9 protein-coding genes are annotated in these 11,885 nt (G+C 43.6%); all 9 read left to right on the forward strand.

Annotation, left to right across the window (positions count from 1 at the left end; all coding sequences use genetic code 11):
• Positions 1 to 48 precede the first annotated feature (48 nt).
• The 9 genes from FS736_RS03575 to FS736_RS03615 all read left to right on the forward strand — a co-directional run bounded on the left by FS736_RS03575 (position 49) and on the right by FS736_RS03615 (position 11,617).
• Positions 49 to 1,092, forward strand: coding sequence for a sensor histidine kinase (locus FS736_RS03575; protein ID WP_144474956.1), 1,044 nt, complete (start codon positions 49 to 51; stop codon positions 1,090 to 1,092).
• Complete coding sequence (locus tag FS736_RS03580) at positions 1,079 to 1,696, forward strand: response regulator transcription factor (RefSeq protein WP_260983514.1); 618 nt, start codon at positions 1,079 to 1,081, stop codon at positions 1,694 to 1,696. Before FS736_RS03575 ends, FS736_RS03580 begins: the two co-directional genes overlap by 14 nt.
• 161 nt (positions 1,697 to 1,857) lie before the next feature.
• On the forward strand, positions 1,858 to 2,799 hold the full coding sequence (locus FS736_RS03585; protein ID WP_144475013.1) for an ABC transporter ATP-binding protein: 942 nt from the start codon (positions 1,858 to 1,860) through the stop codon (positions 2,797 to 2,799).
• Between the two features lie 11 nt (positions 2,800 to 2,810).
• Positions 2,811 to 4,001, forward strand: a complete 1,191-nt coding sequence (locus FS736_RS03590; RefSeq protein ID WP_144474958.1) for an ABC transporter permease — start codon at positions 2,811 to 2,813, stop codon at positions 3,999 to 4,001.
• Complete coding sequence (locus FS736_RS03595; protein ID WP_144474959.1) at positions 3,994 to 5,127, forward strand: ABC transporter permease; 1,134 nt, start codon at positions 3,994 to 3,996, stop codon at positions 5,125 to 5,127. Before FS736_RS03590 ends, FS736_RS03595 begins: the two co-directional genes overlap by 8 nt.
• A 252-nt stretch (positions 5,128 to 5,379) precedes the next feature.
• The gene (gene mutS, locus FS736_RS03600) at positions 5,380 to 8,031 is read left to right on the forward strand and encodes a DNA mismatch repair protein MutS (RefSeq protein ID WP_144474960.1); all 2,652 of its coding nucleotides are present in this window, start codon (positions 5,380 to 5,382) and stop codon (positions 8,029 to 8,031) included.
• Positions 8,032 to 8,428: 397 nt separating this feature from the next.
• A complete protein-coding gene (gene mutL, locus FS736_RS03605) occupies positions 8,429 to 10,354 on the forward strand; it encodes a DNA mismatch repair endonuclease MutL (RefSeq protein ID WP_144475014.1) in 1,926 nt (641 codons plus the stop codon).
• A 189-nt stretch (positions 10,355 to 10,543) separates the two neighbouring features.
• On the forward strand, positions 10,544 to 10,990 hold the full coding sequence (locus FS736_RS03610; RefSeq protein WP_144474961.1) for a hypothetical protein: 447 nt from the start codon (positions 10,544 to 10,546) through the stop codon (positions 10,988 to 10,990).
• A gap of 108 nt (positions 10,991 to 11,098) precedes the next feature.
• Positions 11,099 to 11,617 carry a DinB family protein gene (locus FS736_RS03615; RefSeq protein ID WP_144474962.1) on the forward strand — a complete coding sequence of 173 codons (519 nt, stop codon included), beginning with the start codon at positions 11,099 to 11,101 and terminating at the stop codon, positions 11,615 to 11,617.
• Positions 11,618 to 11,885 lie beyond the last annotated feature (268 nt).

Consider the following 11,885-nt stretch of genomic DNA (forward strand, 5'->3'; position numbering starts at 1 on the left):
AGAGGTTACAATAGAGTTGTAAAGATACCGCAGTTGCGAGGGATTGCTATGTTGATGCAGACAGAATATTTGGCAGATATTGTGAATCATTTGCCTGAGGGTATGATTGTAATGGATACAGAGCGGACGATTCATTACCTTAATGAAAAGGCAATAGAAATGACAGGCTGGAAACTTGGAGAGAAGGTGCCATATTGCACTTATTGCCAGGAACGTGAAGTGAATGAGGATGAGAACCGCTGTATTCTTACGGCTGATGAGCCAATTCCTTCTTTTAACTCCCATCTGGCTGTATATGAAGGACTTGAAGAGTTTGAAATGTCCTTGAAAAAACTCATAATAGCTGAAGTAACCTATTATGTCCTGCGCATCCGACAGCCAGTGCAGAATGAAAATAGCGAACGCGCCAGGTTCCATGAGCTGCTTGTCCGGGAGACGCTGCTTGCCCAGGAAGCAGAACGGAAAAGGATTGCCAGGGAATTGCACGACCATATCGGCCAAAGCGTATATAGTATATTCCTTGGCTTGGAGGTCATAAAGCAGGGATTCAGCGATGAGAAATATCAGCACCATCTTTTCAATATGATAAATGTCATGGAAAAAACGCTTAAAAATATCAAACAGCTGACCAAAAGTCTCCGGCCAGAAATTGTCTACGATATCGGCCTCGAAAAATCACTTCGCCAGGCTGTTAAGGACTGGCGGAAATTATATCAGATAGAAATCTTCCTTGAAATGGAGCTGGATAAAAAACAGGAGCTTGACCCGGAAAAAGAGCTCCATCTATTCAGGGTCATCCAGGAAAGTGTTGCCAATGCGGTTCGCCACGGACAAGCAACCTATGTCTCCATTCATTTAAAAACCTATTATCAATATGTCTTTTTCAATTTATACGATAACGGAATCGGATTCTTATCAGAAGGCTGTAAAAAGAAAGGACTTGGCTTAAAGCATATGTATGAGCGCTGTAAAATGCTTGATGGAGATATCAAGTGGCTTAGCAAAGAGGGCGGGCCGACAAGGGTGGAAGGATTTGTATCTTTGATCAAAGCGGAGGGAGAGAGGGAAAGTGAACTTAATGATCATCGATGACCATGAGATTGTCAGGGATGGATTGAGCATGCTTCTTCAACAATCATTTTGCATTGATGGAAGGATCTGTGCCTGTGATGGTTATGAAGCTGTAAAAGCTGCGGAGAATTTTCCGGCAGACCTCGTCCTGCTGGACCTTTCGATGCCCGGCGGGTTGGATGGTATGTCAACTCTGGAAAGATTGAGGAAATTGCTGCCGGAGGCCAAGATTGTCATCTTTTCAATGCACGATGATATAGTCTACCAGAAAAAAGCTTATGAGGCAGGAGCTGACGGCTTTTTAATCAAACAGTTGAAGCGGGATGATCTCATCCAATCCCTTGATCAGATTTTGGCAAATCAAAAGGTGTTCGATACATATGTTTGGGAAGATAGTTCAGAAGGGGATCATTTTAATCTGGTCGACCTCCCGATAACAAAACGCGAAAAAGAGGTTTTCGTACTGACTGTTAAAGGATACTCGCAAAAAGATATAGCAGAAAGGCTTGACATTTCCGTCAAAACTGTTGAAAATCACAGACAGAAAATCGGTGAGAAGCTCGGTACCCACAAGCGTTATGAATGGGTTGAAACTGCAAGGAAATACAATGTATTTTACTCTTAACAACAGGGCAAAAAAATGTCCTGTTTTTTTTACTATATAAATAAGGGCTGTAATCCAAAGTGATTTTTTGATGAAATGTCCATTTTTTTTTGGGATTATTTCATGCTGGGATTTTTTTTGCGATAATGGAAGAATAATAGTACGAAAGCAGGTGTTTTGTGTTGCAAGTACTTCAAGTGAATCAGGTAACCAAGAGATTCAAAGATTTTGAGGCTGTAAAAAATGTCTCTTTTTCTGTTAACAAGGGGGAATCATTTGGTCTGCTTGGCCCTAATGGCGCTGGTAAGACAACGACAATCCAGATGGTATCCGGACTGTTTCCTCCAAGTTCGGGAAGCATCGAGATTGCTGGCATTGATATGATCAGGCAACCCAAGAGAGGACAGGGACTTTTAGGAATAGTTCCACAGGAAATAGCTCTTTACCAAACGATGAGTGCAAGGGAAAACCTTGCTTTCTGGGGGAGGATGTACGGTTTAAGGGGACAAAACCTGCAAAAGAGGATAAACGATGTGCTGGAAATCATCGGGCTGGCTGATCGGGCAAAGGAAAAGGTTGAGACTTTTTCTGGAGGAATGAAGCGGAGAGTCAATATTGGAGCTGCCATATTACATAATCCTGAGTTATTAATCATGGATGAGCCGACTGTAGGGATCGATCCCCAATCACGGAGCCACATCCTTGAAACAGTAAAAAAGCTGAATCAAGAAGGAATGACAGTCATTTATACAAGTCATTATATGGAGGAAGTCGAGTATCTTTGTGAAAAGATTGGCATTATGGACCACGGAAAATTCATCACTTCAGGAACAATTTCTGAATTAAGGGAGACAATCGGTGATCGTTCTCGGATTGTCATGAATTTCTCGGAAGCGCACGAACCTGAGAACATAAAGAAGGCACTGAGCCAATTAGTGCCTGAAGAGGATCTGGCTATCCAAGAAAGTGAACTAGCCATCTTTCATAATGAACCGCAAAAGGTCTTGAGTGAATTGATTCAGACAGTTACTGGAGCAGGATTCGATATCACATCTGTTGAGATCGTTGAACCAAATCTTGAAAGTGTCTTCCTCCATTTGACCGGACGAAGCTTAAGAGACTGAGGGGGATTATCATGGGATTTTGGTGGCTGGCATTGAAGGATGCGCTCCTGATTGGAAGAGACAAAAAAGCGTTGCTGACACTTGTTTTCATGCCTATTTTATTAATTGGTATTCTTGGCGCAGCATTCGGCAATATGATGGGAAATGAAGAAGAAGCTCCCATCAAAGAATTCAAGATTGGAATTGTCAATCTTGATGAAGGTCCACTTGGCAAGGTTTTAGAGGAAGAAGTCTTCATGGAAGGACTGCCAGATCTTATCTCTGCTGAGGCAATGGGTGAAGACGAATTAAACGATCAATTAAAGCAGCAGGCCATCTCCGTGGGAGTCATTCTTCCACCAAATTTTTCTGATCATATCATTTTAGGTGAAGAATCAAAAGTTCGAATCATCTCCATTCCATCTGCTTCGATCCAGTCGTCGATCGTGGAGAGCGCAGTGCTGCAGTTCGCGCAGGGTGCTGCCGTTAATATGGCAGCCATAAAGGTTGCGGGTCCGCCAGACTCTGGAAAGTCCGTTACTGCATTTGCTCTGCCTGCCATTGAAACTTTTGACCTTGTCGAAGAGGTTGCAGTGAAGCAGGAACAGAAGCCCGTTGGCTCGTTCCAGTATTATGCAGCAGGTATGGGAGTGATGTTCTTACTTATGACCGTTATTACGGGTGTATGCACAATGATTGAAGAAAAGGAACAGGATGTTTTTAATCGTCTGCTGATCACCAAGTTGACCAATACTGATTACCTTATAGGCAAATTCATCGGTTTGCTGTTCATGTCCTCAATTCAATTTTTCATCATCATTATCGGAACAAGATACCTGTACGGAGTTGATTGGGGAAATTCGATGTTGGGTGTCATGGTGGTTGGCCTGTCTTTCGTTTTTAGCGTATGCGGGCTGGGAGTCCTTCTGGGCACGCTTGTGAAAACAGAGAAAACCTTCAATGCGGCTGGTATGCTTGGCACGCAGATCATGGCGGCTGTTGGGGGGAGCATGGTCCCGTTATATGTTTTTCCGGAGTGGATGAATTCAGTCGTAAAAATCCTTCCCAATGCTCTTGCACTCCAGACATTCCTTGAGTTGATGACCGGGGCAGACGTGGGGCAAGTGTTAGTGGAAGCGGGTATTTTAATTGCCATCGGAGTCGGTTCGATTGTACTTGCGTTTGCATCCCTTTCTGTAAAAAGGAGGGCTTCACATGCTTAAAGTGTTCTCCATTGCGGTTTTACATCTGAAAACATTGTTTAAGACCCCTTCTGCACTCATTTTGATGTTTGTCATGCCCATTATGTTCAGCTTGATTTTTGGCGGAATTGGCTCAGGTGGATCCTCTGAAAAAAATAAGCCAGTGGTCATGGTGGTAGAATCAAAAGAGGATGTGGATGGCTCGATCATGAAGCTCTTATCCTCTAACAGCCAGTACAAATGGCAGCGGGCTAGTGAAAAAGCAGCAAGAGATTCGGTCGACAACCAGAAAGCAATCGCAGCAGTGGTCATGGCTGAATCAATGATTGGAAATTATGAACAGGAACAACCTCTATTTCAAATGATTGTCCAAAGAAAAACCCAAGAGTATCTTGCTTTGAACAACTATATCAAAGGAGTCGGAAGGACAGTTGGACAGTCAATGGAAGTCAGCGCGGCTCAAGGCAAAGAGAAAGCTTTTGATATGATTGGCGAAGTGGCAGCAAAGGATCCGATTGGGGTGAACAGGGAAATAGCCAAAAAAGAGCAATCAGAATCAGAGTCTGTGGGAATGCTGGCGATTGGTTTTACCATCATGTTTATGATGTTTGGTATTTCAGGAGCTGCATCAGCCATCCTTGACGAAAGAATCGGCGGAACCTGGCAGCGGCTGCTCACTTCTCCTGCTACCAAAGTCCAGGTCATGGCAGGGTATTTAATCTCCTATTTCTTGATGGGAGCTATTCAATTATCCGTACTGATGGCGGTGATGAACCTGATCTATGGTTCTTCCTGGGGAAATCTGGTTTATTTCGCTCCTTTTGCGGCATTGGTGATCATAACGATTGTAGGCTTTGGCCTGATGATGGCTGGCATCGTGAAAACCAGACAACAGTCTGGGGCATTAAGTGCAGTACTGATTGTCAGTACCTGTATGCTTGGGGGAGTCTATTGGCCGATTGAGATTGTACCGGAGTTCATGCAGCAGATTGCCAAAGCAGTGCCTCAGAGCTGGATGATCACAGGATTTCGGGAAATCGTCAGTGGCAGCCTTTATACCCCGGCAATTGTCAGCTCCACACTGGTACTGCTCACTTTCAGTACGATCTTTTTTACTATTGGCTTAAGGAAAATGAAATTTGATTGAATTTTTGCCAGTCCATTTATGGGCTGGTAATTCTTTTTAAGTGGATTCTATCGAAAATTATAATTTGTCGAGTTATAATAGATATTTAGAATAAGAGTCGAAACAGCGGCTCTTTACTTTGTCTGAAAAAGGGAAAGAACCGTGAAAAGGTAGAATCAGAGGTGCTTCACTGCCCTTAAAACAAAGAAGTATATGAAACGTAAACGTGAGTATAAACTCAACAACTACGCAATGTGAATTTTGGAGGATAATATGGCTGCATATACCCCTATGATCAAGCAATACCTGCAAGTGAAGGCAGATTACCAGGATGCCTTTTTATTTTTCCGTCTGGGAGATTTTTATGAAATGTTCTTTGAGGATGCGCTAAAGGCATCCCAGGAACTTGAAATCACACTGACCAGCAGAGAGGGCGGCGGTGAGGAACGGATCCCGATGTGCGGAGTTCCATACCATTCTGCTCCTAACTATATCGAACAGTTGATAAACAGAGGGTACAAAGTGGCCATCTGCGAACAAACGGAAGACCCGAAGACAGCTAAAGGCGTCGTAAAGCGTGAAGTGGTCCAATTGATTACGCCCGGAACAGTGATGGAAGGGCGAGGACTTCTTGAAAAAGAGAATAATTTCATTGCCACTGTATCTGTATTTTCTAATAATCGATTCGGTTTTGCCTGCAGCGACCTTTCAACTGGAGAAAGCAGGGCAACATTGATTAATGGAAGTATTGATGAGCTGATCAACGAATTATCGATGTCTGGCGCAAAGGAAGTCGTCATCGAAAGCACACTTTCACCAGAGATCCAGAAAAAGCTCAGGGAACGATCCATTCTGGCCCTTTCAATAGAGGACAATAGCGAAGTGAATGAGAGTTTTTCAGATTTGTTTGCGGAACTGGATAATGAGGCACTGATCACCACTGTCTCAAGACTTTTCAATTATCTGTACCGAACCCAGAAGCGAAGCCTTGACCATTTGCAAAAGGTCTCAGTTTACCATGTTCAGCAATATATGAAGATCGATTATTTTTCAAAGCGGAATTTAGAGCTTACTGAAACAATCCGTTCCACAGCGAAAAAAGGTACGCTTTTATGGCTGCTGGATGAGACGATGACAGCAATGGGCGGCAGGATGCTTAAGCAATGGATCAACAGGCCGCTGATTGATAAAACTGAAATCGGCCGCCGCCAGGAGCTGGTTCAATTATTCGTTGGCCAGTTTTTCGAACGACAGGAATTACGGGAAAAATTGAAGGACGTATACGACCTGGAACGCCTGGCAGGCCGCGTTGCTTTTGGCAATTTGAATCCTAGAGACTTAATGCAGCTGAAAAGATCATTGCTCCAGGTTCCTGTGCTGAAAGATATACTGGAGAATCTCTCCCATGAGGAAGCTGCCAGGATGGCAGAAAGGCTAGATCCTTGTGAGGAAGCTGCCGATTTGCTTGAACAGGCAATCGTGGAAAATCCCCCTATCTCAGTAAAAGAGGGGAACATCATTCGTGACGGATATGACCAGCAGCTGGATCAGTATCGTGATGCGAGCCGCAATGGGAAGACATGGATTGCGATGCTTGAACGTGAAGAGCGTGAAAAGACGGGCATTAGATCGCTTAAAGTTGGCTATAACCGGGTGTTTGGCTACTATATCGAAGTGACTAGGGCGAATTTGCATTTGCTCCAGGAAGGACAGTATGAGAGAAAGCAGACTCTTTCAAATGCAGAGCGTTTCATCACTCCTGAGCTGAAGGAAAAGGAAGAATTAATCCTTGCTGCCGAGGAAAAAAGTGTCGAGCTGGAGTACCAGCTATTTACCGGCATACGTGAAACAATCAAAGAATATATTCCGAGATTGCAAGGACTTGCAAAGGCGCTCAGTGAACTGGATGTCCTGCTTGGGTTCGCAGAACTTAGTGAACAAAGGCATTATGCCAGACCTGTGTTCTCCGCTGACCGGAAAATATATTTGAAGGATGGACGCCATCCTGTAGTCGAAAAGGTGATGGACGCGCAGGAATATGTACCCAACGATTGCTATATGGATAATGAACGTGAAGTCCTGCTGATCACAGGTCCGAATATGTCTGGTAAAAGCACTTATATGCGCCAGGTTGCATTAACCGCCATCATGGCTCAAATTGGCTGCTTTGTACCTGCTGAGAAGGCTGAGCTGCCTATTTTTGACCAGGTGTTCACCCGAATCGGGGCTGCCGACGATCTCGTCTCAGGTCAAAGTACCTTCATGGTTGAAATGCTTGAGGCGAGGAACGCGATTATTAATGCTTCCAGGGACAGCCTGATTCTATTCGATGAGATTGGCCGGGGAACATCGACCTATGATGGAATGGCTCTCGCCCAGGCAATGATTGAATACATCCATGACAAAATTGGCGCAAAAACCTTGTTTTCAACCCATTATCATGAATTGACTACGCTTGAAAAGGAACTGCATAAATTGAAAAATGTCCATGTCAGTGCTGTGGAGCAAAACGGCAAGGTCGTCTTCCTTCATAAAATCAGAGAAGGCGCAGCGGATAAGAGTTACGGTATCCACGTTGCCCAGCTGGCTGAATTGCCGTCAGAACTGATTGAACGTGCTGCCGAAATCCTGCAGATCCTAGAGCAGACGGACAGCCAGGTTTCAGGTGATGTGGGCTTTGAAAGTGGCCTGGATACTGTCATGGCATCTGCGGAGGTAGACCAAAGTTCGCTTCAGGCCAGGGAAACAGCAGCTGCAGCACAACTGTCATTTTTTGATGAAGAGCCCGGACAACAAAAAACCAATAAGGCCAGCAAGAAAGAAAAGCAGGTCCTCGATCAATTGAGCGGACTTGAGATTCTGGATATGACCCCATTACAGGCGATGAATATGCTTTATGAATTGCAAAAAAAGCTAAGAAAGTAATGAATAACAAGATAATATTTAAAATTGGCTCTGTTAAAGCCCAACGTTGTTTTTATTCCTGTTGATTGTAGTGGAAGGCGCGTAGACTCCTCCGAAAATGCTAACGCATTTCCATCGTGCGTGGGTCCATTCGGGGAAGCTTTTCAATGTCCTGCGGGCGCAGCTGGTCAGGTGAGACCTAGGTGAAATGATTCACGTGAGGAATCATTTGCACCCCGCAGGAGCAAAGCGACGAGGAGGCTCAGCGCCAGCCGGGAAGAATTGCCTTTTGAAAAAGCCTGCAGTTGGGCGTTTTCATTATTCTTCCAGCGGAAAGCGAAGCGCCTGGAACGAAAATCAACAGCCTGGTTTAACAGAGCCTTTAAATAAAAAATTCATGATTGCTGGAGGTGAAGAATTGGGAAAGATCATGCAGCTCGATGATGCACTATCGAATAAAATCGCAGCCGGTGAGGTAGTTGAACGGCCGGCTTCCGTTGTAAAGGAGTTGCTTGAGAACGCAATCGATGCCAACAGTACTGTAATTGAAATCGATTTGGAAGAAGCTGGGCTTGCAAGGATTCGGATAACAGATAATGGTGATGGCATCGAGGAAGAGGATGTTCTTATCGCCTTCCAAAGGCATGCTACCAGCAAAATCAAGAATGAAAACGACTTATTCCGGATCAGGACACTCGGCTTCAGGGGAGAGGCATTGCCAAGTATCGCCTCTGTTTCGAGACTTGAAATGAAGACATCTACCGGATTGGAAGGCAATAAAGTGTTGATCGAAGGCGGCAAAGTCGAATCGATAGAAAAGGCAGACAGCCGAAAAGGAACGGATATCAGTATCTCTGACCTGTTTTTCAACACACCGGCACGACTTAAATATATGAAGACCATCCATACAGAGCTCGGCAATATCACAGATGTCGTGAATCGTCTGGCACTGGCGAATCCGACTATTTCATTCAGGCTTGTCCATAATGGGCGCCAGCTATTGAAGACGACCGGAAATGGAGACGTTCGCCAGGTGCTCGCTGCTATTTATGGCATCAATATGGTCAAATCCATGATTCCCATTTCCGGTGAGTCATTGGATTATAAAATCAGCGGCTATATTTCAATGCCTGAGATTACAAGGGCATCGAGAAACTATATATCGACGATGATCAATGGACGTTTTATCAAAAACTATGCGCTGGTGAAGGCAATCCAGGAAGGGTATCATACCCTGCTTCCGATTGGCCGGTATCCGGTTGTCCTGCTTAACATCGAAATGGACCCGCTGCTCATTGATGTGAACGTCCATCCTTCGAAAATGGAAGTGCGTTTAAGCAAGGAGCAGGAACTTAATAATCTTGTGTCAAGCGTGATTAAGGATGCTTTCAAAACGAAAGAGCTGATCCCAGCAGGGTTTGTTGCACAAAAACAGGAAAAACCCAAATCGGAACAAACTTTTATGGAACTTGACCACATGGAGAATCCTGCTAACCAGCAAGATAATGGGCAAAGCTCTATGGCCAGCAAACCTTTCGTTGAGGAAAAAGCAGAAGAACTGAGCGGGCGTTACAAAGCAGCAGGACAGCAGGATTTCCCAAAAACAGAGATGCCAAACTGGCAAAATGCCTTCGTAGCCCAGGAGCCCTTCATGGAGACGAAGTTCGATGCAAGGGATGAACAAGATGATGATGGCAAAAACGCGAGTGAACCTGAGGTTTTTATTGACGTTCCAGAAAACCAGCCAGAGGTGACATCCTCCCGGGTTCCTCCTTTATATCCAATCGGGCAAATGCACGGAACATATATACTTGCCCAGAATGACCGTGGCTTATATATCATTGACCAGCATGCTGCCCAGGAACGGATCAAATATGAATATTTCAGGGAAAAGGTCGGCCAGGTGGCAACAGAGCTTCAGGAAATGCTTGTTCCGATTACACTTGAATATTCTGCCGATGAATGCATGAAAATCAGTGAATATCAACACGAACTTGAGAAGGTCGGTGTATTCCTGGAGCCATTTGGCTACAACAGTTTCATTGTCCGCTCGCACCCACAGTGGCTTCCCCGCGGCGAGGAAAAAGAGCTGATTGAAGACATGATCGAACAGCTTTTGCTGATGAAAAAGGTGGATATTAAAAAGCTCAGGGAGGAAGCAGCGATCATGATGAGCTGCAAAGCATCCATTAAAGCGAATCATCACTTGCGTATGGATGAAATACAGGCTTTGCTTGATGAACTACGCCGCTCGTCTGATCCCTTCACTTGCCCGCATGGCAGGCCCATAATCGTCCATTATTCAACCTATGAAATGGAGAAAATGTTCAAAAGAGTAATGTAATGCTAGAAAGCAGTGTTTCCCAAAAGGAGACACTGTTTTTTTTATTAATAATGAAAGATTTTCATCAATAGGATAAAAATGCTTTAATTTATGTATAAAATGGTGTAAAATTACACTAATAGAAAAATAATTACAAATCATCATCCATACCAGCTGATTTTAATATGATAGAAGGAGGGGGGAGATTCATTGGTTGCCTTTTCGTTATTATTTACAATCATGCCGATTGTGGTACTCGTTTTTATTGTAGCTTTTGCAGTTAAAAATAAGGAGCAGGGGGGAGAAAAAGTGGTTAGACATTTATACACTTATCTAGTTTTATTTGCAACATTGATGATGGTCATAGGCGGAGGGGTGTCAATTTTCATGGCGGCAGCTGATCTTGCAAGCCCGTCAGGCTATTATCAAAGTTTTACAGAATATAAGCAATTGACGATAGCTGGTAAAATAGAAGGTTCAAAAACCGAAATGAGCGAACAAGAACTGCGGAGTAACTATGAGGTCTATGTTAAAGAGGAAGAAAAGCGGCAAAAGGACAGGGCAATCAACCAAATCATCAAGAGTCTCGGCTTTATTGTCATTCCGCTTCCGGTTTTCCTTTATTTCAACAGGCTAAGAAAGCAGCAATCAGAGTGAATTTAAATTTCCTGAAGGCACTGCATCTGGTGCCTTTTTTTATTTTTTAAGAGGAATAAACCACATTATAACGAATTTAGAAATCGAACGAAGAAAGGTGGCGATCAAATGTTAAAACGACCAGATCTAGAAGAGTTTCCAGTATATATGAGGAGTTATGTTCAATTGATACCAGAAGGCGACATAATCCAAATCCTCAACGGACAAATGGCATCGACGCAGGAAATATTTTCTGCGGTCACAGAAAAACAGGCTGAATACAGGTATGCAGAAGGAAAATGGACTTTATCTGAAGTATTGGGACATCTAACTGATACCGAAAGGATCATGAACTATAGAATCCTCCGTATTGCCCGTGGGGACAAGAGTCCTTTGATGGGATTCGACGAAAATGAATATGTACAAGAGGCTTCCTTTAATGAACGACCGATAGCTGATCTGCTGGAAGACTATCAAAATGTTAGAAGAGCAACGATCAGTTTGTTGAAAGGCCTGCCACAAAAATCTTTACAGAACAAGGGCAATGCCAATGGATTTGAAGTAACAGTGGAAACGATCGCTTATATGATTGCAGGACATGAACTTCATCATATAAAAATCATTCAGGAAAAGTATTTGAAAGATTAAATCAACACAGTTTTAGATAGATGCTATGGAATCAAATAGATTGCAAGTGTTACAAAGATATGAGCAGGATTTACAAATATTCATATACACTATGTGACATAAAAGGTATCTGGTAAGATGAGGATCTAGTTGAAAATAGTTGTGTTTTAACAGAATGAATAGAAAAAGATCGCTAACTAAATAGCGATCTTTTTTTACTGTGTTAGAAAACCCCTGGCTATGCCGGGGGTTCCAGAGAGCTTATAGCGTGGTAGTAATAAAAAAACCT

Source organism: Cytobacillus oceanisediminis 2691 (assembly GCF_007678455.1).
GTDB lineage: Bacteria > Bacillota > Bacilli > Bacillales > Cytobacillaceae > Mesobacillus > Mesobacillus oceanisediminis_A.